Genomic DNA, 23,408 nt, shown 5'->3' with positions numbered 1-23,408 from the left:
TAAGCAAGCTTCTCTCTTACTCCGTTCGACTTGCATGTGTTAGGCATGCCGCCAGCGTTCGTCCTGAGCCAGGATCAAACTCTCTAAAATATTGTATTAAAACGGCCAAAGCCGGTCTAATCTAATTTTAGAGCATTTTCTCTGCTCAATTAGTACGCTTTCGCGTTTCTCAGTTTTTATAGAGTTCTGAGAACTCTTATCCGGAAGTACTCACTTCTCGTTTCCAAGAAGTTTTCTCTCAAAAATTACGGGTTCCTTCTTGTCTTTCTCGTTGTTTAATTTTCAAGGTCCTGTCCGATTCTACCGGGCTTTTCGGCCTTTCGTTTCGTGCGCCGTTTCGTAAGGCGCTTGACTATAATACCAAACCATCTCCGCATTGTCAATGCTTTTTTTGAAGTTTTTTCATCTTTTTTTAAAAAACTTTCATTTTGTCTCTAAAAGATGCACTTCTGAGAAGTCTGTTCTGCGAAAAGCGTCGGAAAAATCCAGGCCCAGAGCCACTTTTTCCGGAAAGAGGTCAGAAAGGGGCGCCAAAACAAATCCGCGGTTCAAAATGCCGGGGTGCGGCAGACGAAGCTCATCTTCGCGCAAAACAACATCTTCATATAAAAGTAAATCCAAATCGATCACGCGCGAACCGTGAAATTCGCGGCGCTCACGGCCAAGGCCTGCCTCGATGCCGAGACATGCCCCCAAAAGCGCGCGGGGAGAAAGCTCCGTAAGAAGCAGCGCGCAGGCGTTGAGGTAATCATTCTGGGCGCTCTGCACCTCTACGGGCGCAGTTTCATAGAAACGGGAAGTGGCAATCACCGTTGTTCCGGGCAGATTCTTCAGCGCCTGGAGCGCGTGCGAAAGGTTCTCGAGCCGGTTGCCCAGGTTAGAACCCAATCCGATCACTGCTTTTTTCAATCAAAATCACTTCGCTTTCTAGTAATCGATACCGCTGTGTACTCAAATTCCGCCTGAATCGGAGCCTCCGGCTTCATAAGCAGGACTTCCAGCTCCACTACCGCGGGGTATTCCTGAAAGATCTGCTCCGCGACCCGCTGGGCTACCCGCTCCAGCAGATCATAAGATTGCTCCGTCATGACGCGGATTGCCGTTTTCATTATTTTTGCATAACTGACCGTGTCGTCGATGCTGTCGCTGGCGCACGCCGCAGATAAATCCACGGAAGCTGTGAGATCAATTATGAAATGCTGGCCGTCGCGCTTTTCTTCCGCGTTGACACCATGATATGCAAAAACACGCAATCCCTTTACTATAATTTTATCCAAGACTCGTCCCTCCCGCTTTCGCGCTGAGCACCGCGTACGCAACCTGCGCCGCCTGCACCGCTTCCCGAACATCATGCACGCGCAGCAGCTGCGCGCCGCCGGCCTGCGCCAGAGTATGCGCCGCCAGCGTGCCGGACATCCGATCCTCCGCAGGCGGATCACCGCAGCTTTTGCCGATCACGCCCTTGCGCGAGGCGGCCATCAAAAATGCACAGCCCTCGATGCGCACGGCATCGACGTTTGCAATCAGACGCAGATTCTCTTCATATGTTTTGCCGAACCCCACACCGGGATCAAAGCAGATGCGCTCCCGTGCGATGCCTATTTCCTGCGCCTGCCGCAGCTTGTCCTCGAAAAAGCGCCGCACGCGAAACAGAATATCCTCTTCTGGGTCTTCCTCTAACACGTGTCCGTTGTGCATGATAATGCAGCCACAGCCGCTCTGGAGCACCGCGGGGAACATCGCGGGATCGGTAAAGCCGTTCACGTCGTTGATCACGTCAGCGCCCGCAGAGAGGGCCATAGAGGCTACTTGAGGGTAGAAGGTATCGACAGACACCGGAACGCTCAAACGCCCCTGAAGGGCCTTTAGAACCGGCTCAATGCGCCCCCACTCCTCCTGCGGAGGAATGGCGGTGAAGCCGGGGCGGGTGGACTGCCCGCCGATGTCGATCATCCCGGCGCCCTGCTCCTGCATCTCGAGCGCGTGCACTACCGCATCCTCTGGGCGAAAGTTCTGCCCGCCATCGGAAAACGAATCGGGCGTTACATTTAATATGCCCATGATACAGGCTGGGCCATTCAGTGAAAGGAAATATTTTCCCACCTGAAATCCGCTCATCGGCGACCTCCTCCCGCCAGAAGCGACATGACCTCGCTGCGGGTCTTCGCCTCCGTGCGCATCGCTCCCCGCAGGGCGGAGGTCTGCGTAACCGCTCCGGCCGCGCGAATGCCCCGCATCGTCATGCAGAGATGCTCGGCCTCGGCCACAACCGCCACGCCGTATGGTTTGAGATTATCAAACAGAAAATCCGCGATCTGCGCTGTCAGACGCTCCTGCACCTGAGGACGCGAGGCGAAGGTCCTGACGATCCGGGCGAATTTTGAGAGCCCGATGATCCTGCCGTCCTTGGGAATATAGGCGATATGCACCTTGCCCACAAAAGGCAGCAGATGATGCTCACAAACGGAATACAGCGGAATATCACGTACCAGAACCAGCTCCCCGTGCTGCTGCGGCTCCTGAAAAATCTTCAGGTGCTCCATGGGGTCTTCCTCCAGTCCTGAAAAAATTTCGGCATACATCTTTGCGACGCGGTCCGGCGTTTCGAGCAATCCCTCGCGCTCCGGGTTCTCCCCCACCGCAAGCAGCAGCTCCGTTACCGCTGCCTTGATTCTCTCCTGATCCATATCCAAAGCCTCCCAACCAAATCTTATTTCCAATCGGGCAACATACCTGCATCATCCTTCCAGACCGATCCTAGAAATCAAGCATTGTGTTCATTTGCGGTCCGTTTGCAGACATCCGGCAGGTAAAATCGCCAAAAATAACGCGTGATCTTTTCTTAACAATCGAATCATGCTACAATTTAGTAATAGCATACCGAAAACATCGTCAATATGCAATAGATTACCCGCTCGTTCCCGAAAATTTGCGGGGAGCGCGGCACCAATAAGGAGGATTCAATCTCATGCATTATGAAGGTACCATTTTCCGCCCGCCGTCGGAGGCCGACAGCCTGCTGGTTCAGGTGACGGTGGGCTGCTCGTGGAATAAATGCACATTCTGCGACATGTATTCCGATAAGCAGTTCCGCGTACGCAATCTGGATGAAATCAAGGCAGACCTGGTGGAAGGCACTCGCTGGCGTAATCAAATCCGCCGCATCTTTTTGTGCGACGGCGACGCGCTGGTGCTGAAAACGCCGATGCTGCTCGAAATTCTGGGAACCATCCGCGAGCTGTACCCTGATCTGGATGCGGTTCGCGTCTATGCTTCCGCCAAGGACATTCTGCGCAAAAGCCATGAGGAATTGTGTCAGCTGCACGAGGCAGGGCTCGAGATGGTGTACATTGGTCTCGAATCCGGCAGCGACAAGGTTCTGGAGGAAGTCAACAAGGGCATCACCAAGGCCGAGATGATCGCGGCTGCAAAGGCGGCCATCGACGCGGGCCTGCGCCTTTCGATCAGCATAATCTCCGGACTTGGCGGGCAGGAGTTCTCGCGTGAGCATATCCTTGAAACCGCGGACGCCCTGAACCAGATGCAACCCGACTACGTGGGCATGCTGGTTCTGCACGCCGGCAACGACACCGACATGTTCCGCAAAATCGCGGAGGGAACGTTCCGTCTTCCCTCCGCGACGCAGGTGCTGGAGGAGATGAAGCTGCTGATCGAGAATCTGGATTTGAAGCATTGCTACTACACCAGCGCGCACGCCTCCAACTATATTGACGTGCGCGGGCGTTTGCCGGAGGACAAAGAAGCGATGCTGCGCAACATTGAGCGCCTGACCGAGCTGGTGCGCAAAAGAGAAGCTCGCCGATAAATAACGAACCACGTTTGCCGCCTGAAGAGTCCTACGACTTTTCAGGCGGTATTTTATTTTTTATATATAGGAAAAACCGCCTCCGGGAGCGAATTCCCAAGGCGGTTTTTTCTGTATAAAACCTCAAGCTAAACTAAAAAGGCGAACAAACAAATTTAACTGATTTTTGCAAGGATTACAAAATTCAGCACGAACAGGATGGTAGCGACCCACAGGATGGGGTGAATCTCTTTTGCCTTGCCCTTCACTGTCTTAATGATGCAGTAGAACAGGAAGCCTGCGGCGATACCATAGGAGATGCTGTAGCAAAGCGCCATGAAGATACCGGCGAAGAATCCGGGAATCGCGTCTTCCATGTCTTCCCACTTAATGTCGCGGAAGGAGCTGAGCATCATGATACCGACAATAATCAAAGACGGGGCGATGGCCGCGTCGGGAATCGCACTGACAAGCGGTGCAAAGAATGCGCTGAGAATAAACATGGCTGCGGTGACAACACTGGTCAGGCCGGTGCGTCCGCCCGCGCCGATACCGGCTGCGCTTTCCACATAAGTAGTGGTGTTAGAGGTACCGAAGATCGCACCAATGGAGGTAGCGGTCGCATCCGCGAACAGCGCTCTGTCCATCTTGGACGAAAAGCCCTGATTCTCTTCCAGCGTCTTTTCATCCTGCTCGGAGAAAATGCCGGACTTGCGGCCGGTGCCGATAAAGGTGCCGATGGTATCAAACGTATCAGATAAGCTGAATGCGAAAATTGTCATCAAAACGAGGGGAAGCTTCGAAGCATCCGAGAACAGCGACTGCATGCCGGGGTTGCCGAACGCCGCGCCGAAAGTCTCAGGCAGCTGGCTGACCGCGTCGGAAAAGCTGACGGAATTGCTCATGGAGGTCAGGCCCAGCGGAATACCGATCACGGCAGTGACCAGAATGCCGAGCAGGATCGCGCCCTTTACGTTGCGGATAATCAGAATCACGGTGAGGATAATGCCGAACAGCGCCAGCAGAACCGCCGGGGAGTTGAACTGCACAATCGCGGGAACAATGCTCGAATTCGCAATGACTGTGCCGCCATCCAGAACGATATTCTGGCCGGGGTCAGAGGTAAAGGTGAGCAGGCCGCACTTTTTTACGCCGATATACGCGATGAACACGCCGATACCGCCGCCGATCGCGTGCTGCAGCATGGGAGGAATTGCCTCGATGATCATTTTACGGATTCTGGTGACCGTAATAATAATGTTCAGGATACCGCACAGGAAAACCATCGCGAGAGCTTCCTGCCACTGAAAGCCTAAACCGAAGCAAACGGTAAAAACAAAGAAAGCGTTCAGGCCCATACCGGGAGCCTGTGCATAAGGTACGTTGGCAAACAGCCCCATCACAAGGGTACCGATCACCGAAGCAATAATGGTTGCCAGAAAAACCGCGCCCCAGGGCATTCCCGTCTGCGACAGCATGCTGGGGTTTACCATAATAATGTACACCATGGTAAAGAAGGTAGTTACGCCTGCCATGACCTCGGTTCTGACGTTGGTGTTCTGACCCTTCAGATCAAAGAAATCTCCCTTGGGGTGAAACGTGACCTGTTTGTTTTCCGCCATTCGTTCATTCCTCCTGAAATAAAGTAAGAAGCCAAATGCGGCTTCTTAGGGATTTTGCCTATCTTTTAGGACTTGAATCAACAATCCTAAGTATAGAGAATTCCTCGCTTAAAATCAAGTGTGCGAATCGACAAATTTTTCGATTTGGAAACAGTTTATTCATAACTTTTTTAAGAATTTTACATGATTTCTTTCTTTTTTCGAAATAATTGGCTCTATATCATTGTCACAATGTGCGGTTATTTATACTTGAAAGAAGGGTTTGCTCTGCAGAACAAACCCTTCGACATCGATACCAAAGAGACAGCGGACTGATTTAGTACGCGACACCCTGCCATTTCATCGCTTCAGCCACCTTCAAAAAGCCTGCGATATTTGCACCTATCACCAAATCCCCTTTATGGCCAAACTCCTCGGAAGCCTGATACGCATTATGAAAAATAGTCGCCATAATCTCTTTCAGTTTTGCATCCACCTCTTCAAAGCTCCAGGAATAGCGCATGGAATTCTGGCACATTTCCAGACTGCTCACCGCAACGCCGCCCGCATTGGAGGCTTTGCCGGGAGAGTACAGAACATGGTTGGAGCGGAATATCTCAATCGCCTCGGGAGTGCATGGCATGTTGGCTCCCTCCGCCACAACGGAGACCCCATTATTCACAAGCTGTTGTGCGTGTTCGCTATTGATCTCGTTTTGCGTGGCGCAGGGCAGAGCGACATCACATTTCACACTCCAGATTCCACCGCAGCCCGGGGTATATACCGCTCCGGGAACACGCTCAGCATACAACTTAATTCTGCCGCGCTCCACCTCTTTGATTTGCTTCACCACCGCCAGATCGATCCCGTTTTCATCATATATATAGCCGTTGGAATCTGACATGGCAACTACTTTTGCCCCCAGCTGCGCCGCTTTTTCATTGGCATAAATCGCTACATTTCCTGAACCGGAGACCACTACGTTTTTTCCTTCTAAGGAATCCTGTTTTATGTAAGACAGCAATTCCTGTACAAAGTAGCACAACCCATAACCGGTTGCCTCTTTACGGACCAGAGAGCCGCCGGAGTACAGGGATTTCCCGGTGAAGGCGCCGGTAAATTCGTTGCTGAGCCGTTTATATTGGCCAAACATATACCCAATCTCCCGTGAGCCTACTCCAATATCGCCCGCAGGCACATCGGTATCTGCCCCAATGTGTTTGGTCAGCTCTGTGGCAAAGCTTTGGCAGAATCGCATAACTTCGCCCTCGCTTTTGTCTCTTGAGTTGAAATCCGCCCCACCCTTTGCACCGCCGATCGGCAGGCCTGTCAGGGAATTTTTAAAGGTTTGCTCAAACCCGAGAAACTTGAGTATAGAAGCATTCACACTGGGGTGTAAACGCAGCCCGCCTTTATAAGGGCCAATTGCAGAGTTATATTGAACGCGCCAGCCACGGTTTACCCGTACTTCGCCTTTATCATCAATCCAGGATACCCGAAACTGAATCATCCGTTCCGGTTCCACAAGCCTTTCTATGATACCTGACGCTACCAGATCCGGTCGTTTTTTCACCACGGGATCAAGGGATTCCAGAACTTCCTGAACAGCCTGAAGAAATTCCGGTTCACCTGCGTTACGCTGGCATACGTCTTGATACACAGACAACAGATATTGATTTTGAAAGGACATGTGGATTACCTCCTCTAACAAATTGTTCTGATTATACCCCCATTTTTGAATTTTTTCAATACTTAAGCTTCATTTTATTGTATTTTTTTGATTTTTTAAGTATTTTTAAATGATTATAAGCTCTATTTATGAATTATATAATATAAATAAGTTCATTTATAAATTCCACACCATCATCAAAAGTGACTGTTCCTTCCGTGTTTTCGGCCTCAAATATAGGCACATTTTTTCATGAACGTAAGAAAGGAACGGTTCCTTGCTGGAATCGTTCCTTTTATGCAGATTATTTGTATGGAATAAAAACCCACACGATTGATCAAAAACTTATTTTACGCGCTCTTTCAGCTTCTCGAGCTCGTCATGCAGCTCTTTGGGCAGCTTGTCGCCGAATTTCTGGTAGAATTCCTCAATGCCCTCAGCTTCCTTGGCCCACTGTGCCTTGTCAATCTTCAGGATGCTGCGCAGCGTCTCGAGAGAAATCTCATCCTCAATGCCGTTGATGTTGATATCCTCCGCCTTGGGTACAAAGCCGATCGGGGTTTCCTCCGCATCTGCTTTTCCCTCTACGCGGGCGATGATCCAATCCAGCACGCGCATGTTGTCGCCGAAGCCGGGCCACAGGAAATGACCTTCGTCGTCCAGACGGAACCAGTTGACGTTGAAGATTTTTGGAGCCTTATCGCCCAGAGTTTTGCCCATCTCGATCCAGTGGCCGAAATAGTCACCCATGTGGTAGCCGCAGAATGGCAGCATCGCCATGGGATCGCGGCGAACGACGCCGACAGCGCCGGCAGCGGCGGCTGTGGTTTCGGAAGCCATGATGGAACCGACGAACACACCGTTATCCCAATCGCGGGACTGATAGACCAGCGGAGTGGTCTGCGCGCGGCGGCCGCCGAAGATGATGGCGGAAATCGGCACGCCCTCGCCCTTATCCAGCTCGGGGCTGATGCAGGGGCAATTCTTGGCAGGCGCGGTAAAGCGGCTGTTGGGGTGCGCACCCTTATCAGAGGAAGTAGTGCCGTCCCAGGGCTCGCCCTTCCAGTTCAACGCGTTCTTGGGCGGGTTCTTGTCAAGGCCCTCCCACCAGACGGTGTTGTCGTCAAGATTATGCGCAACATTGGTAAAGATGGTGCCCCTCTTGGTGGACTCCAGAGCGTTGAAGTTGGATTTGGCGTTCGTGCCGGGCGCGACGCCGAAGAATCCATTTTCGGGGTTAATGGCATACAGTCTGCCGTCCGCACCGGGACGCATCCACGCGATGTCGTCGCCGACTGTCCAGACCTTATAGCCCTTACTGCGGTAACCCTCCGGCGGAATCAGCATCGCCAGGTTCGTCTTGCCGCAGGCAGACGGGAACGCCGCCGAAATATAGGTGACCTCGCCCTCGGGATTCTCGATGCCCAGAATCAGCATATGCTCCGCCATCCAGCCCTGCTGACGGCCCAGATTGGATGCAATGCGCAGCGCAAAGCATTTTTTGCCCAGCAGAACGTTTCCGCCGTAACCGGAGTTCACGGAAATGATGGTGTTATCCTCAGGAAAATGGCATATGTAGCGCTTTTCCTGATCGATCTGGCATTTGCAGTGCAGCCCGCGCACCCACTCGGGATTATCGCCTAAAACATCCCAAACCGCCTGGCCAACACGGGTCATGATCGCCATGTTCAGCACAACGTAGATGGAATCCGTCAGTTCAACGCCGATTTTTGCCAGAGGAGAACCAACCGGGCCCATGGAGTAGGGAATCACATACATTGTGCGACCCTTATAGCTGTCCCGAGCAATATCATAAAGCATCTCGTAGGCTTTCTTCGGCTCCATCCAGTTGTTAGTGGGGCCTGCATCCTCTTCCTTGCGGGAGCAGATAAAGGTACGATCCTCCACGCGGGCAACGTCATTGACCGCTGTGCGGTGCAGATAGCAATCCGGCAGCTTTTCCTGGTTGAGCTTAATGAGCTCACCGGTAGAGCAAGCCTCTGCTCTCAGCTGTTCGATCTGCTGCTCTGAGCCGTCGATCCAAACGACCTGATCGGGGCTGACAAGAGCTTTCATTTCTTCGATCCAGTTCAATACCGATTTGTTATTTGTCATTCCAGTTCTCCTTCCGGCCTGATAGCCAAATACGATAACTCTGGTTTTATTATAATCGATTTTGGCTCAGGAATCAATTGATATTTGTGGATTGTCAACCAAAAAACAAACGGAATATCTGTTAAGTTCGTTTAAAGAATCACGAAAAAAACACTGCCTGCCAACCCTTTCCAAGCCAGTACTTATTTTACCCGATAAAGCCCGTTCATTTTTTCCTCCGCCGAAAACAGAGGAGAAAATTCCGGCTTTTACACAAGGTGCTGCAATCGGCTCTCATGCTTCAAAATTAAGCTGAATGTCCATAGTAGCGAGCGCGTTCAGAGTAAGCCCGGCGCGCCTGCCCGCCAAAAACTCGTAGTACCCCTGCGACGCCACCATCGCGGCGTTGTCCCCGCACAGGGAAAGCTCGGGCCGGTAAAACTCCCATCCGTTCTCACCGCAGATTCGCTCCAGCTCGCGCCGCAGCAGCGAATTGGCGGAAACACCGCCCGCAATCACCAGCCGGCGTTCCTTGGTTTCACGCATGGCGGCAACTACGTTGCGCACCAGGCAATCCACCACCGCGCGGCGGAACGAAGCCGCCAGATCGGCACGGGGAAGCTCGTCCCCTTTTTGCGCGGCATTGTGGATCAGATTGATGACCGCCGTTTTCAGCCCGGAAAAGCTGAAATCAAACGGAGCGCCATCCACCGACGGATGCGGCAGGGAAAACGCGTCCGGATTCCCCAGCTCTGCCTCTTTGTCCAGAAATACGCCGCCCGGGTAAGGCAGGCCCATGGCACGGGCCGCCTTGTCGAATGCTTCGCCCGCGGCGTCGTCGCGCGTGCAGCCCAATACGCGGAACTCGGTATAATCCGTCACATGTACAATATGCGTGTGCCCGCCGGAAACCACCAGGCACAAAAAGGGCGGCTCGAGCGAGGCGCTCGTCAGATAATTCGCCGCTACGTGCGAGCGCAGGTGGTGCACCGGCACCAGCGGCACACCGGACGCAAAGCTCAGCCCTTTCGCAAAATTTACACCGACCAAAAGCGCGCCGATCAATCCCGGTGCGGCAGTGACCGCGATCGCATCCAGTTCCTTTATGTTTGTTCCGGCGTCGTCCAGCGCCTGCTGCACCACGCCGACAATGGCCTCCGCATGGCGGCGCGAGGCTATTTCCGGTACCACACCGCCGAATTTGCGGTGCTCCAGCACCTGCGACGCAATCACAGACGACAGCACACGGCGGCCATCCTCTACTACAGACGCAGCCGTTTCATCGCACGAGCTTTCAATTCCTAACAATCTCATTCCTGTTTCCCCTTTGTCTGATTCCACGGTTTTTCGCCCTGCGCCCAGCCCTGCTCCGTCCAGTAAGTCCGGTCTGCAGGGTTATCCGCAAACTTGAATACCGCCTGCTTCATGATAAAAAACATCCCCTTTGTCCGGATGGACGTCGAAGGGCCCTTTTTCAGGCTCTCGTACAGCCGTTCCGCCGACCGCACCAGAGAATGCTCCGCTTTGATGCGGCGGCTTTCTTTCATATCGTCAAAGCCCTCGGACCATAAGGTAACCCCGCAGCGAAAAATTCGGCTGATTCCCCAATACGACAGCGAACGGGCAATATTATTGATTGCGTACTTGGTCCCCGCGCCCGCCGTGGTGGAAACGATCAGCGCGCTTTTATGGAACATCTCCCTGCGCGGGCGGTGCGCCATAAACAGATACCCGAAATGATCGAGCATGTTTTTCATCGGCGCCGCCATTTCCATCACGTACACCGGCGAAGCAAAGATCAGGCCGTCGGCCTCCAGCATTGCGCTTTCGATCGGCCCTGCATATTCCCGGTGGGGACACTTCTCCTCACCCTTCATAAAACAGGTATAGCATCCCGTGCAGAACTTCGGGAAATCCTGCGGCAGATAAAATTCGGTGAACTCCACAGGCCCCAGAGCGGCCAGCCGCTTTTTGACGATCTGCACCGCGTGGTATGTATTCTTTTTGCGGGGGCCGCCGTACACAATACAGTATTTCATCGAAATCCTTCTTTCAGCAAAAGGCTTTTGTCATGATCAGGCCATCTTCTTTCGGCTGCTCGTACATCCCGCGGCGCAGGCCGATTTCTGCAAACCCACAGCTCCGGTACAAATGGATCGCGCTTTGATTCGAGACGCGCACCTCCAGCGACAAGGCCGCCGCGCCGCGCCCGATCGCCGCCCGCTCCAATGCCTGCATCAGCAGCCGCCCGGCCCCATGCCGCCGGAACCTTGGGTCTACCGCAACATTGGTGACGTACGCTTCATCCAGAATACAGTGCATCCCCGCGTAGCCGATAGTTTCCCCGCCACACTCCGCCGCCAGAAAGCAGGCCGTCGGCTCCAGAAGCTCCGTCGCAAGTCCCTCCCGCGACCAGGGCAGCGAAAAGCAGAGCCGCTCCAGCACGGCGAGCGCGTCCAGATGATGTTCCCGCATCGGGACAATGCGGATTTCTTCAGTGCCCCAGCTCATGCAAAAGCTCCTCAAGTGCCTTTTGAATCTGGTCGCGGCTGGCGCGGTAAATGGCCATGCTGCCGCCGAACGGGTCGCCGACTCCGCCGCCGAGTACCTTGATTTTCTCCTGCGGTACTCCCGACGATTTGAGCACCCCGGCATGGCTCTGCATCATGACCACAAACAGATCGGCGGATTGCAGCATTTCCTGCGAAAGGGGTTTGGCGCGGTGAGCGGAAAGATCGACGCCCAGCTCGCGGCAGGCGGTCACCGCGTTGTCTGCCGCAGGCTCGCCGGGATTCGCGAATAACCCGGCGCTGTCACAGGTAATGTCCATGATGCCGCGCTCAGCCAGCAGCCTGCGGAACAGGCCTTCGGCCATCGGGCTGCGGCAGGTGTTGCCCGTACAGATAAAGATGATTTTCATATGCATTCCTCTTTCTTCCCGGCAGATCACCGGGGAGCTGAATGATGGGTTTATTCTTTCGCGTCGTACCACGTTTTGCCGATCTTGGCCTCCGCCAGCATCGGCACGGAAAGCGAAACCGCGTTCTGCATTTCTTCCGTGAGCAGCTTCGCCGCAGCCTCGGCTTCTTCCTGCGGTGCTTCGACGATCAGCTCATCGTGCACCTGCAGAATCAGCTGCGCCTGCATTTTCTCACGGGTCAGGCGCTCCGCCACACGGATCATCGCGATCTTGATGATATCCGCCGCGGTGCCTTGAATCGGCATGTTCATCGCAACGCGCTCGCCGAACGAGCGCAGATTGAAGTTGCTGCTGGTCAGCTCCGGCAGGTAGCGCCTGCGGCCGAACAGCGTTTCGGCATAGCCGCGCTCCTTTGCCAGCTCCACCACATGGTTCATGTAGCTTCGCACGCCATCGTAGTGGGCCAGATACGCCTTGATATAGTCATCCGCTTCCTTGCGGGTAACGCCGATGTTCTTCGACAGCGAAAACGCGCCGATGCCGTATACAATGCCGAAGTTGACCGCCTTGGCGCGGCTGCGCATGATGGGCGTGACCATCTCCTCCGGCATGCGGAACACCTGGGCGGCGGTGCTGCGGTGAATATCCGCATTTTCGCGGAATGCCTCGATCATATTTTTATCGTCGGCCACATGAGCCAGAACCCGCAGCTCGATCTGCGAGTAGTCGGCGTCTACCAGCACCCACCCGGGCCGGGCGATGAAAAAGCGGCGCAGCTCGCGGCCCTGCTCGGTGCGCACGGGAATGTTCTGCAGGTTCGGCTCTGTGGAGCTGATGCGCCCTGTGCGCGTTTCGGTCTGATTAAAGCTTGAGTGAATCCGCCCGTCCTGCCCGATTACCTTGAGCAGGCCGTCGCAATAGGTGGATTTCAGCTTCGTCAGCCCGCGGTATTCCAGAATCATCTCTACGGCGGGATGGTCATAGCGCAGGCTTTCCAAAACCTCCGCGTTGGTGGAGTAGCCGCTTTTTGTCTTTTTGCCCGTATGCAGGCCCAGCTTTTCAAACAGCGCCTGACCGAGCTGCTTCGGCGAATTCACATTAAATTCGTAGCCGACCTGCTCGTAAATACGGCTCTGGATTTCATTGATGCGGGTCTGCAGGCCCTTACCGTATTCCTCAATGCCCGCCGCGTCTACGGCAAAGCCGACCGTTTCCATGCCGGCCAGCACTTTTGCCAGCGGCAGCTCAATCTTTTTCAGCAGGTCGAGCTGGCCGTTCTGTTCGATTTCGGTCGTCAGGCGATCGACCAGAGCGGGCAGAAGCGCCGCGCGGGCCGCATCCGCATACTCCCCGTTTGCACTCGGAAACGGTACCTCATATTCCGCTGCGAGCCGCTCCACCCCGTAATCGGACGACGTGGGGTTCAGCAGATAGGCCGCGAGCAGGGTATCCATGCCGAAATTTTTGACCTCCACGCCCAGCCGCTCCAGCGCGGCATAAAACGGCTTGCTGTTGTGGATATTCTTGACAATCTTCGCATTGCCGCACAGCGCGCGCAAAAACGCTTTTTCAGGCTTCAAGACAAATACGGTCCCATCCATCGGCAAAAGCAGAGAGGAAATTTCGTTTCCGTCGTACACGGCTGTCAAATCCGCACGGCCCTGCTCCTGCAGGGGGATCAGCAGCCCCGCGCCGTCGGCCAGCACCTTTACCGGCAGGGAATCCGCCGTTTTGCTATGCTCGGGGGTCTCCTGCGCCGCAGCGTCGAGCCCCAGCTTCGGAATCAGCGAAAACAGCTCCAACCGTGCCATCAAACGAGCTGCGGCTGCCTTGTCGCCCGACTGCAGGCGATACATTTCCAGCTTTGTATCAATCGGTACATCCGTACAGATCGTGCCCAGCTTACGGCTGAGGTAGGCACTCTCCTTCCCCTCGCGCAGCTTCTTGCGCATCCCTTCTTTGATGTCGATGGTATCCAGATTTTCGTAGATATGGTCGATGTCGTGAAAGCTGCGAATCAGTTCACCCGCACCCTTGGGGCCGATGCCCGCCACGCCGGGGATATTATCGGAGCTGTCGCCCTGCAGCGCCTTGATCTCGATCATTTGAGGCGGTTCCACGCCGTATTCCTCGCGGATTTTCTCGGCGTCGTACACCGTTACCTGCGGCTGACCGAATTTGGTTGCGGCAAGGCGCACCGTGACGCCGTCACCCACCAGCTGCAGGCTGTCGCGGTCCCCGGTGGCAATCACGCATTCCGCGCCCTGCTCGCGGCTGGCCTTGGCCAGCGTGCCCAAAATGTCGTCCGCCTCAAACCCCGCCTGCTCCACCAGAGGGTAGCCGAGCAGCTCCAGCAATTCCTTTAAAACGGGCAGCTGCTCGGCCAGCTCTTCTGGCATTCCCTTACGCTGGGCCTTATAGCCATCGTATTCCAGGTGGCGAAACGTGGGCTCCTTGCGGTCAAACGCAATGGCGACTGCATCCGGCTGCGTCTCATCCCACATCTTTTTGAGCATCGTCAGAAAACCGTAAATCGCATTGGTAAAATGGCCATCCTTGGTAGTCAGCAGTTTAATCCCGTAAAACGCGCGATTCAGGATACTGTTTCCGTCCAGCACCAGTAATTTCATCATTCTTCTCCATTCCTCCGCTGAATATAGCGGACCAGATATATTTAAAAAGGAGTCTCCCCTGTTTACTCTATTGTGTTATTATAACATGATAGCAAGTACAAAACCCCACTTGATTATGAAAAGACGTTTTTTAAGCGATATTATCATGTTTCAACGTTCTCCCAGGCATTGAAAGCTTTGCTTTCGCTTATGCCGTGAGGTTATTATAACAGAATGCCTTTTAAACAGCTTTCGTTAGAGCAACAAGTTCTTTCTTTATTCCAGTTATTCTGTTTCAATGTTCTCTCAGGCACCCGAAGCTCTGCTTCGGCTTGCGCTGTGAGGTTATTATAACAGAATGCCTTTCAAACAGCTTTCATTATAACAACCAGTTCTTTGGTTTATTCTGTTTTAATGGTCTCTCAGGAGCCCGAAGCTCCGCTTTGGCTTGCGCCGTGAGATTATTATAACAGAATGCCTTTCAAACAGCTTTCATTATAACAACCAGTTCTTCCTTGATCCCGGTTTATTCTGTTTCAATGTTCTCTCAGGCGCCCGAAGCTTCGCTTCGGCTTGCGCCGTGAGGTTATTATAACATCTTCCAGCAAAAAAATTAAGTGCTTTTCGCCCCGGATTGTGGTATATTATATCGAGACTTTTCACTTTTAACCGAAAGGATTTTTTTACTTGAAACTGGGTTCTTTTCAAATTGAGGGCCGCGCGGCTCTCGCGCCGATGGCCGGGATTACCGACGCGTCATTCCGCCAGCTGTGCGTGGATTTCGGGGCCGGATATGTCGTGACCGAAATGGTGAGCGCGCAGGGCCTGACATATAAAAACTATAAGACAAACCAGCTGATGAAGCTGTCTGATACAGAGCGGCCCGCGGCGATTCAGCTGTTCGGGGATGAGCCGGATTATCTGGCGCGCGGAGCGGAAATCGCGATGAATTTTTCTCCCGACGCCATCGACATCAATATGGGCTGCCCCGCGCCGAAGGTATGCGGAACCAGTGGCCGGGGTCACGGCAGCGGCAGCGCGCTGATGAAGGATCCGGAGCTCTGCGGCAAAATCGTGGCGGCAGTCAAGACCGCGGTGGACGTGCCGGTAACGGTAAAAATCCGCAAGGGATGGGATAAAAACAGCGTCAACGCCGTAGAAGTGGCGCAGATCTGCGAAGCGGCGGGAGCGGATGCAATCGCCGTTCACGGGAGAACCCGCGAGCAGATGTACCAGCCCAGCGCGGATTGGGAGATCATCACAGCGGTCAAGCAGGCGGTAAAAATCCCCGTGATCGGCAACGGCGATGTAACCGATGCGAAAAGCGCCGCCAAAATGCTGGAGCAGACCGGCTGCGACATGGTGATGATCGGCCGTGCCGCTTTGGGGAATCCCTGGATTTTCCGCGAGATTCACGCATACCTCACGACAGGAGTGCTCCTGCCGCCGCCCACCTTAAACGAGAGGCTGCTCGTGATGCTGCGCCATGTGCGTGCCATGTGCGAGGATAAGGGAGAAAACCGCGCGATGCGCGAAGCCCGCAAGCATGCCGGGTGGTATCTTAAGGGCCTGCCGAACGCGGCATCCTTCCGCCGTGAGGCCGGGCAGCTGACAGTTTTTCACGATATTGAGCTGCTGGCACAGCGGATACTTTCCTCCGCGGCAGGCGGAGCCTCACACGAAACTGTAATATGACAAAAGCCCCCAGCCACAGATTTTCCTGTGGTTGAGGGCTTTCTTTTGTGATCCGTTCTTCTCAGCATCATTCATACATTGAGTATGCGGCTTTCCCATCTATTCCGTTTTGTCTTCTCCCGCTGCCTGCCCGTCCACATATCCTTCACCGGCAATATAGGCAACGACTGCGCCCAGTGACAGAAATACACCGCTGACCTGCTGCCCAACGTTCGCGTCTGCTCCGAACAGAGCCAGCACGCCAACCACGAAGGCCGCAACCGCCATCCAAAATTTACGGGATGTCAGCTTCTGTGCCCAATTGATTTTGCTCATTTGATACCCCTCTTTCCGTCAGATGGAACCTGATGTTTCAGCGCACATTAAAATTGCACTGTACGGTCTGTCCACCCGACGTGACCATAATATGTCCATGCCTTACCACAGGTTCCGGCGGCAGACCCTGAACGTCGATCAGCCAGCCGCGGCCTTTCGGATCAAGGCGCGGTTCCGATACGGCGATCACGTCGCGTCCGGTGGTGGTAACGGCGGGTTTTTCCTGACAACGAGCCAACACCGTGTATTTTTCACCGCTGTTCATGTCTTTGCTTGTGGTATCCAAACTCAAGCCGTAGATATTCGGGACAGCAGCCAAAGAAAAATCCTTGCAGCAGTAATTGAGATCTACCCGCCCGCTCACGCCCGGCATACTGCCGTCGCTGGTGTACTGCCACATGTCGTATTGACCGGGGTAGGTTACCCTGTCGTTATACTGTGCCAGCCAAAACGTGTACTTAGAGAGCTGCGCCATATCGAGCCGGTTCGTCGCCCAATCTTTGTTTGCGTAAACCCCGACGGTATATCCGGCGGCGGTTAATCGCTCACAAAAAAGCAAACAGATGGCTGTTGCCATCTGTTTGCTGATGCCGCCATGCTTGGCTTTATAGCCATCAGCGTCTTCCATATCGATATAGACCGGGTAGACAGGTTTCAGACCTTCGAGCAACCGCAGAGCATGCGCCGCCTCGCTTTCAGCTTCGGCCATGTTTATTGCGTAACTGTACAGATACGCGCCCCACGGAATGTTCAGCCGACTGCACTCGGCTACATTGCGCGCCCATTGCTTGTCGTCCTGGCTGACCATATCGCTGCCATAGCCGCAGCGCAGAATGGCAAAATCGATGTTGCCCTTTAGTTTGTCCCAGTCGACGCGACCGTTGGCGTTGCTGACGTCGATGCCATTAAGCATTGTAATCCTCACTTGTGATGGTCTTGAACTCATCGGCAGTAATTTGCCCATATGGGTTGCTCTCTGTTTTAACCGCCAGTCTCAACTGATCAATTGTCACCCATTTGCGGCTGTAAGCAAGCTGCCAAAATACCATTATACTGCGCCTCCTTTGAGCGTCATAATATCAAGCTGTGCCTGCGCGAGCGTCTCTCTCAACGTGTCCAATGTTGCGTTGAGCTGCATGTTTTGCAGCGATAGGCCCGCGATGGTTTGGCCGAATACATCGTTTTCGGCCTGTTGCTCTTTAATTTGCCTTGCTAACTCTTCAGCAGGTCGAGCTTTGATCTGAGGATACGTGAGATTTTTATTCTCATCAACCATTCCAACAATCAGACGATAAAGTACGAGATCAATATCCTGATCAAATTTACAATAAAGACCTTCTGTTGGCTCAGTTTCAGATTTTTGATAGACCTCTGATGTTTCTTCGCTATAAAGATAATACACGAATATCCTCCTTTCTTACCAGCAAGCTAAACTACCAGAAGCTGTAAAAGTAATTAAAGCCGGTGTTATTTGAGTTACAGTATAATCTGAATTAATGGAATACACGAGTAGTCCGTCAGTAGAAAGCACAAATAAATACTTATAGTCTGGTGATACTGTTAATGCTCTAAAATTATTACAGTATGTCAATGTTGTTGATTGATTTGGTTGGGCTATATTATGCATTTTTATAACGACTTGAGAAGTTGATTGCCCCAGAGCGTATATAACTCGACCGTTTCCAATAGAGACTAGTGCCTGAGCTTCATAGGAATCGTTTGTCTGGGTTGATGACGAGAGAAAATATGCTCGTGTTTTGTCACTGGATTTGATAACTGAAAAAACTGAATTATCGTTAGAAGCACTCATAGCATTAGTGTTGATGTAAATATAGTCTCCAACCGTAATCATTTTTCCTATAGAAAAGTAGTCTTTAATAAGCGCAGAATCTTTAATTACAGTTGAGGATAGTAGCGATATGGTGTCTCCACTTTTTGAATAAACTTCTAAATGACGACTCACATCTCCGTCGTCTGGATCATATACCCAACTTGATAATGTAATTATTTGACTACCAGTTTCATTAAAGCATGCTTTTACACACTGTGTGTGCTTGGCATACCTTGTTAATAAACTCCACGTTCCGTTCGCTTGAAGTTTTATTAAATAAAATAAAGCCCCTTTTGACCCGCCAGGAATAAGTATAGATTGACTATCGGGAGAAAACTGTATGCACCTTTTTCCATAATTTCCAGTATTATCAGCTGGGGCAGGGTCTATTCCTGTAATCGTACTATTTAAAGAAAAAGCATCGCCCTCCCTTTTATAAATAGTTAAAGTATCTGTAGAAGATGGGCCAGCGCCGGATATTCTTGCAACCCACAAGCCATTTGAAGATACGGCTACTTGTCCAACACTTGTTGTGGAATCAAAGCCCCTGTAATTACTTATAGAGCCATCGACCCTATTTGCAGCGCCATTTTTTGAAATCAAATAATGCCCTTTCTGGCTCAACCATTGCCAAGCAGAGCCGTCCCATCGTTTGGCATTTTCTACGTCAATTACAGAGTCTACACGAGACATAATACGTGGCCATTTGGAGTCAATGTCTGAATAATAGTCCACACCATTCTTCTTGGCAAAGACATGTCCATTTCCATTAGTACCCCCTCTCTCACTCAATCGCCATGTTATGGTGTCTCTGTTGCCCTTACGTAAAATGCTATTTAATGTGATATTATCCGTTGTCTTTATTGGTGATTGCAAATAAACAAGTGAATTATCCATGTTGTCCTGAATAAACCAGTAGCTATCTCCAGGCGGTGATGATCTTATTGCGTCGTCAAATACGATACGCCTTTTAGTAGCATTTTGAATCCAAATATGATTGGTGTCTAACGGAGTAGGCTCTGCCGTCTGGATACTGAGTGGGAAAGTAAACATTTCTTTTATAGACCCAGAGCCACCTTTAAAAAAAGCTGTAGGCCAATTTTGGGGATGATTAAAACTTTTAGAGGATAATGTTACTGTTACATTCGCCCCCACTTCCCATGCATCATCATCCAAAACTTCCCCAACTGGATTTCTTAAAGCATACCAGTCTCCAGTATTATTAATTTTTATGCAATTATACTGAGTACTACTTTTGGGCTTCGCAGTAGCTTTGTAGGTAATTTGGCACCCCTCTGTGAAAATAAAATTAGGTATTGTAAGTACACATGAGTTATTATTATCTGGCGCACCAACTTCTGTTGCTACCCAAACGGCGTTATTACCGTTTGCCTTCCCGTTCCACGCCGCGCGCTCTGCCGCTGTAACATGCATAGTGGCGTCATTCCCGTGCGCGTTAACATCGCTCAGCTTCTGGTTAAAGAGAGTACGCGATACCCCGTCGGTTCCTTCAAATAATGTAGTAATATCAGGCAATCCACTCGCCCCTTTCTAATTGTTTTAAGGTTAAGTTCTTCGCGTCCAACTGTTCAAAGGTGATCGATTGGGCGTCCAGCTCATCCCAGGTTACATAGAGATAAGCAATATCCAACAGAAGATTCGCCGGGATCGTCTCATAGGCCGTCGCGTACAGCGGATTCAGGTCGGCCACGCGGCCCTCTCCGCGGTAGCGGATTTTGATGACAAAATCCTGCACACTGACGTCAACACCAAGTCCCATGTACGCCTCTACCATTCCCCGCAATACATTGACATTGATCGGCGGCTTCGTCATCAGCTTGGCTTTGAGCGCATCGCGCCGCGCCTGCAAGGTAGAATTCAGCGGAGAGGACACGCCAAGCAAGCGCTCCCAGCGCTGTGCTCCCGCCTCGTCGCAGGTGGAAACAGATTTGTTTTTCACCATCCGCCGCACCTGCTCTGATAAAGCGTCCATCTGAATATTTACTACCCCGGCGATCGCGTCGATCTCCACAACATCCTGCAGTTTTTCAATCAGATAGCCTTTCAAATCGTTTTTATGGTCATAAAACATCAGCCGGCCACCTCGCTCACCGTGATCGTCCCGATTGTCGGCACCTGGTATGCGGCAAAGCTTTTTTGCAGGGACAGATTGGCGCTGGCACCGTTTATGGTCACGGTACCAACATCGACAATACTCTCATGTGCGTTCAGAATATTCGCGACCAGCTTTGCGTAAAACAGCGTTTCCGCGGCAAAATCGATGCTGCCGATGTAATCGGCAATTGCCTGTTCCACCGACGGTCTTACAAGCTCTAAACTGGCTCCGGCTCTCAATCGAATCTGCGCCGTTACATTAACAGGCAGATTAACAGAGGTCCCCACTGTTACCGTGTGGCCGATCGGCGCGATTCCGTCACCGTCTGTGCCCATTACAGTCTGCACCTTGTCCACCAGCGTTTGCGTGGCGGTATTACCCTGTTCATCGCCAATGATCAGCCCAACCCGGCCGGCGCCCATCGAAGGGGCGCCGAATACCTGAACGGTTCCCACGCCGTCAATGGCCAACGTTTTTTCCTTGTAGTCCGCGATGTTTCCCCCGTAGGGCTGCTGCCGCACTGCTGTGTGAAACCGTGCACGAAGATCATCATCGCTTTCCTGATCCCGCGCGGGGATGAGCGCAAGGGCAACCAGTTCTGCCGACGCAAGGCCGTTGATGTTGTCCACCGGCAAAATGGTGCCTCCATAGGCGTTGCCCTGAATTCCGGATTGGTCGCAGATGGCTTTGTACTGGCCTGCCGCAAGCCTTTCCGTGACGGTAAAGGAGATATCCTGCACTGCAAAACGGCTGCCAATCGGAATATCTTTCGGCGCGCCGGTGCCATCGAAGGTGTTGATCTGTCGCACTGCCTGTGTTGCCAGCTCGCGGTCGATGCCAAAATCCGATGTAACCCGATCCAACCATTCCTCCTGAGCCGTATCTGCAAACAGCAGATCTGTTAAATACGCGATCATATAGGCCTGCTGGGCCAACACAAAAGCGGTCGGCGCCAGCGTGTGGTAAATGATGCTTCCCTCGCGCTTGTCGATATCGTCCGGCACCTGATCCAGCATCTGTTTCAGGATTGCTTCGTACTCATAAGCTTCAGCCAAGCGTTACACTCCTCTCCGTGTTAAAATCCCCAAAGATGGTATTTACTGTAAAGCGTACATTTGCGGCTTCCCGATCAAAATCAATGGTAAAATCCGAGATTCCCGTAATCCGGTCATCCTCGCCGAGCGCCTCTTCGATACGCCGCTGTAAATCCGCCTTTCCATATTCATGGTCCTGTCCGATTAGGTCGGCGAGCTCTACGCCGTAATCGTACGAAAAAATGTCGTAGAAAAATCGCTCTGTGGAAAGCGCCAGGTCAGCCGCCTGCGCGGCGGCCTCTTTTCCATCGATCATCCCCTGTAGACGGTTCCCGGACAGCCTCCATGTTTTAGAGGGATGAAAACTGTCTGTATCGTCGCCATAGGTTTTCAGTACGCTCATCCAATCACCCCTATCACTGCAAATCGCTGGCCGCCGTGCTTTTGAATCAGACTGACCCGCGCTCCGATCGTTACCGTAAGTCCCTTCGGTACATCCACCATTTCGAGAGGAACCACCAAGGGTCGGTTATCTATCTTAATACTGGAACCACCCCATGTTCCATAGATCAGGTCGCACAGGGCTTCATTTTGCAGATATTCTTTTACGATGCTTTTAATTGCAGTATTTAAATCCATATCATCACCACACAAATTTTAATTCCAGATTCATGGTGTGCTTGTTGTGGCCGAAATTGTGTGTTACCTGGTCTACAACCGACCACAAATCCAGACCGGCCTCGGCGATTTTTATCCGAATGCCGCTGCCGCCAAATACCCGGGTATCCCCCATGCAGTCGATCTTCAGGGTTTGAGTTTCCCGGTTTTTCAGCTGTAACAGCTGATTCGCACGCACCGCCAGCTGGGATTCATTCAGATCGGCGCTTACCTTATCAAAGAGCATCAGTTTGCCCCAGTTTTTGATATTGCCTGGATCCATTGAAACATAGCTATTACAGATGCCTGTTTTGTTATCGTCCCTAGCTACTTTAATGTAGTTGTAGGTATCCTCGTCGATGGAGCGCTCATAATCAAAGCCGGTCCCCATCGAGCCGTCCCCAATCAGGATCGGCAGCCGCAGGTCTACCAGATCGCGCAGCTCAATCGCTCCGAAGTGATCGCGCAGAACATACCAGTATCCGTTTGTATACAGATTTTCCTCGATCGATTTGTAAATCATATCCAGGTGAGTCTGATTATCAAACCGATACTGTGTCAGCTTTGCAACAGTGCTGTCAACCTGGCCAAGCCTCACCCGGTCGCCGATCGCCGCCGCTACTGTGTTCAAAAACTCTGACAGCGTACAGACCGGCCGAATAATGGAGTTTTTCGCTTTGAAATATCTAAGAGCCTATCCATAAATTAGATATGGACTCGAATCAATTTACGCCAGACAATAATTGCACAGGCAAAATGCAGAAGACCAAGGTAGTTTGCAGCTTTCTTTTCAAAACGAACCAGCAATTTGCGGAAACGGTTGAAGAACGAATGCGTAACCTCTACTACCCAGCGCCGGGCTTTAAAATCGGGATTCCGCAAGAGCTCCTGTTTTTCCTCAGATCGGGGACGGATATGCGCGATATAGCCTCTTTTTTCAACCTTGTCTTTTGAGCCGGTATACCCGGCATCCAGGCACAGGTTTTGAGTAAATTTTGCTGAAGATTTCGGACGCTGGACCACAATCTGATCAAGCGTTGCTTCCAGCAACTTGATGTC

General features: G+C 52.2%; 25 protein-coding genes and 1 rRNA gene. 2 read left to right on the top strand and 24 right to left on the bottom strand.

What is annotated here, in order from left to right; translation table 11 throughout:
* The 5 genes from HMPREF1141_RS01205 to folE form a co-directional block, all read right to left on the bottom strand.
* Positions 1–90, bottom strand: a 16S ribosomal RNA gene (locus HMPREF1141_RS01205); the annotation flags it as partial.
* Positions 91–423: 333 nt separating this feature from the next.
* Positions 424–909: a 2-amino-4-hydroxy-6-hydroxymethyldihydropteridine diphosphokinase gene (gene folK / locus HMPREF1141_RS01200; protein ID WP_009060102.1), complete on the bottom strand. Its 486-nt coding sequence runs from the start codon at positions 907–909 to the stop codon at positions 424–426.
* On the bottom strand, positions 906–1,277 hold the full coding sequence (folB, locus tag HMPREF1141_RS01195) for a dihydroneopterin aldolase (RefSeq protein WP_009060081.1): 372 nt from the start codon (positions 1,275–1,277) through the stop codon (positions 906–908). The genes folK and folB overlap by 4 nt, the downstream gene beginning before the upstream one ends.
* Complete coding sequence (folP, locus tag HMPREF1141_RS01190) at positions 1,270–2,118, bottom strand: dihydropteroate synthase (protein WP_009060069.1); 849 nt, start codon at positions 2,116–2,118, stop codon at positions 1,270–1,272. The genes folB and folP overlap by 8 nt, the downstream gene beginning before the upstream one ends.
* Positions 2,115–2,687 carry a GTP cyclohydrolase I FolE gene (gene folE / locus HMPREF1141_RS01185; protein ID WP_009060076.1) on the bottom strand — a complete coding sequence of 191 codons (573 nt, stop codon included), beginning with the start codon at positions 2,685–2,687 and terminating at the stop codon, positions 2,115–2,117. Before folE ends, folP begins: the two co-directional genes overlap by 4 nt.
* 281 nt (positions 2,688–2,968) lie before the next feature.
* On the opposite strand from folE, the gene HMPREF1141_RS01180 reads away from it, so the two are divergent.
* Entirely contained in the window at positions 2,969–3,826 is an 858-nt protein-coding gene (locus HMPREF1141_RS01180) for a radical SAM protein (protein WP_009060082.1), read from the top strand.
* A 155-nt stretch (positions 3,827–3,981) separates the two neighbouring features.
* Here the strand turns inward: HMPREF1141_RS01180 and HMPREF1141_RS01175 are convergent, their stop codons facing one another.
* The 8 genes from HMPREF1141_RS01175 to polA form a co-directional block, all read right to left on the bottom strand.
* Positions 3,982–5,427 (bottom strand): NCS2 family permease, encoded by a 1,446-nt coding sequence (locus HMPREF1141_RS01175; RefSeq protein WP_009060071.1) that lies wholly within the window; start codon positions 5,425–5,427, stop codon positions 3,982–3,984.
* A 316-nt stretch (positions 5,428–5,743) separates the two neighbouring features.
* Positions 5,744–7,096: an NADP-specific glutamate dehydrogenase gene (gene gdhA, locus HMPREF1141_RS01170; protein WP_009060091.1), complete on the bottom strand. Its 1,353-nt coding sequence runs from the start codon at positions 7,094–7,096 to the stop codon at positions 5,744–5,746.
* Between the two features lie 324 nt (positions 7,097–7,420).
* Complete coding sequence (locus HMPREF1141_RS01165; RefSeq protein WP_009060078.1) at positions 7,421–9,190, bottom strand: phosphoenolpyruvate carboxykinase (GTP); 1,770 nt, start codon at positions 9,188–9,190, stop codon at positions 7,421–7,423.
* Between the two features lie 273 nt (positions 9,191–9,463).
* Positions 9,464–10,483, bottom strand: a complete 1,020-nt coding sequence (gene tsaD / locus HMPREF1141_RS01160) for a tRNA (adenosine(37)-N6)-threonylcarbamoyltransferase complex transferase subunit TsaD (RefSeq protein ID WP_009060100.1) — start codon at positions 10,481–10,483, stop codon at positions 9,464–9,466.
* The gene (locus HMPREF1141_RS01155; protein WP_009060110.1) at positions 10,480–11,208 is read right to left on the bottom strand and encodes a flavodoxin family protein; all 729 of its coding nucleotides are present in this window, start codon (positions 11,206–11,208) and stop codon (positions 10,480–10,482) included. Before HMPREF1141_RS01155 ends, tsaD begins: the two co-directional genes overlap by 4 nt.
* A 13-nt stretch (positions 11,209–11,221) precedes the next feature.
* Complete coding sequence (gene rimI / locus HMPREF1141_RS01150) at positions 11,222–11,680, bottom strand: ribosomal protein S18-alanine N-acetyltransferase (protein WP_009060079.1); 459 nt, start codon at positions 11,678–11,680, stop codon at positions 11,222–11,224.
* The gene (locus tag HMPREF1141_RS01145) at positions 11,664–12,089 is read right to left on the bottom strand and encodes a protein-tyrosine-phosphatase (protein WP_009060114.1); all 426 of its coding nucleotides are present in this window, start codon (positions 12,087–12,089) and stop codon (positions 11,664–11,666) included. Before HMPREF1141_RS01145 ends, rimI begins: the two co-directional genes overlap by 17 nt.
* A 50-nt stretch (positions 12,090–12,139) precedes the next feature.
* Entirely contained in the window at positions 12,140–14,722 is a 2,583-nt protein-coding gene (polA, locus tag HMPREF1141_RS01140; RefSeq protein ID WP_009060087.1) for a DNA polymerase I, read from the bottom strand.
* A 666-nt stretch (positions 14,723–15,388) separates the two neighbouring features.
* On the opposite strand from polA, the gene dusB reads away from it, so the two are divergent.
* Complete coding sequence (dusB, locus tag HMPREF1141_RS01135) at positions 15,389–16,396, top strand: tRNA dihydrouridine synthase DusB (protein ID WP_009060098.1); 1,008 nt, start codon at positions 15,389–15,391, stop codon at positions 16,394–16,396.
* 99 nt (positions 16,397–16,495) lie between these two features.
* On the opposite strand, the gene HMPREF1141_RS01130 is transcribed toward dusB, so the two are convergent.
* The 11 genes from HMPREF1141_RS01130 to HMPREF1141_RS01080 form a co-directional block, all read right to left on the bottom strand.
* Positions 16,496–16,711: a hypothetical protein gene (locus HMPREF1141_RS01130; RefSeq protein WP_009060108.1), complete on the bottom strand. Its 216-nt coding sequence runs from the start codon at positions 16,709–16,711 to the stop codon at positions 16,496–16,498.
* Positions 16,712–16,748: 37 nt separating this feature from the next.
* Positions 16,749–17,624 (bottom strand): glycoside hydrolase family 25 protein, encoded by an 876-nt coding sequence (locus HMPREF1141_RS01125; RefSeq protein WP_009060112.1) that lies wholly within the window; start codon positions 17,622–17,624, stop codon positions 16,749–16,751.
* Positions 17,617–17,760, bottom strand: coding sequence for an XkdX family protein (locus tag HMPREF1141_RS01120; protein WP_009060085.1), 144 nt, complete (start codon positions 17,758–17,760; stop codon positions 17,617–17,619). The genes HMPREF1141_RS01125 and HMPREF1141_RS01120 overlap by 8 nt, the downstream gene beginning before the upstream one ends.
* Entirely contained in the window at positions 17,760–18,113 is a 354-nt protein-coding gene (locus HMPREF1141_RS01115; protein WP_009060080.1) for a hypothetical protein, read from the bottom strand. Before HMPREF1141_RS01115 ends, HMPREF1141_RS01120 begins: the two co-directional genes overlap by 1 nt.
* A gap of 15 nt (positions 18,114–18,128) precedes the next feature.
* Positions 18,129–20,078 (bottom strand): hypothetical protein, encoded by a 1,950-nt coding sequence (locus HMPREF1141_RS01110; RefSeq protein WP_009060074.1) that lies wholly within the window; start codon positions 20,076–20,078, stop codon positions 18,129–18,131.
* On the bottom strand, positions 20,071–20,634 hold the full coding sequence (locus HMPREF1141_RS01105; protein ID WP_009060083.1) for a putative phage tail protein: 564 nt from the start codon (positions 20,632–20,634) through the stop codon (positions 20,071–20,073). Before HMPREF1141_RS01105 ends, HMPREF1141_RS01110 begins: the two co-directional genes overlap by 8 nt.
* Positions 20,634–21,713: a baseplate J/gp47 family protein gene (locus HMPREF1141_RS01100; protein WP_009060104.1), complete on the bottom strand. Its 1,080-nt coding sequence runs from the start codon at positions 21,711–21,713 to the stop codon at positions 20,634–20,636. The genes HMPREF1141_RS01105 and HMPREF1141_RS01100 overlap by 1 nt, the downstream gene beginning before the upstream one ends.
* On the bottom strand, positions 21,706–22,095 hold the full coding sequence (locus tag HMPREF1141_RS01095; protein WP_009060106.1) for a DUF2634 domain-containing protein: 390 nt from the start codon (positions 22,093–22,095) through the stop codon (positions 21,706–21,708). The genes HMPREF1141_RS01100 and HMPREF1141_RS01095 overlap by 8 nt, the downstream gene beginning before the upstream one ends.
* Complete coding sequence (locus tag HMPREF1141_RS01090) at positions 22,092–22,331, bottom strand: hypothetical protein (RefSeq protein ID WP_009060089.1); 240 nt, start codon at positions 22,329–22,331, stop codon at positions 22,092–22,094. The genes HMPREF1141_RS01095 and HMPREF1141_RS01090 overlap by 4 nt, the downstream gene beginning before the upstream one ends.
* A gap of 4 nt (positions 22,332–22,335) precedes the next feature.
* Positions 22,336–22,980, bottom strand: a complete 645-nt coding sequence (locus tag HMPREF1141_RS01085; protein WP_009060095.1) for a hypothetical protein — start codon at positions 22,978–22,980, stop codon at positions 22,336–22,338.
* Positions 22,981–23,054: 74 nt separating this feature from the next.
* Positions 23,055–23,408: transposase (locus HMPREF1141_RS01080; RefSeq protein WP_155863437.1), on the bottom strand; the 354-nt coding region annotated here is incomplete at its 5' end.

Origin of the sequence: Clostridium sp. MSTE9, assembly GCF_000277625.1 — a bacterium.
Lineage (GTDB): Bacteria > Bacillota > Clostridia > Oscillospirales > Acutalibacteraceae > Faecalispora > Faecalispora jeddahensis.
Note: the sequence above shows the minus strand (reverse complement) of the source record. Positions and strands in the feature narration are given on the sequence as shown.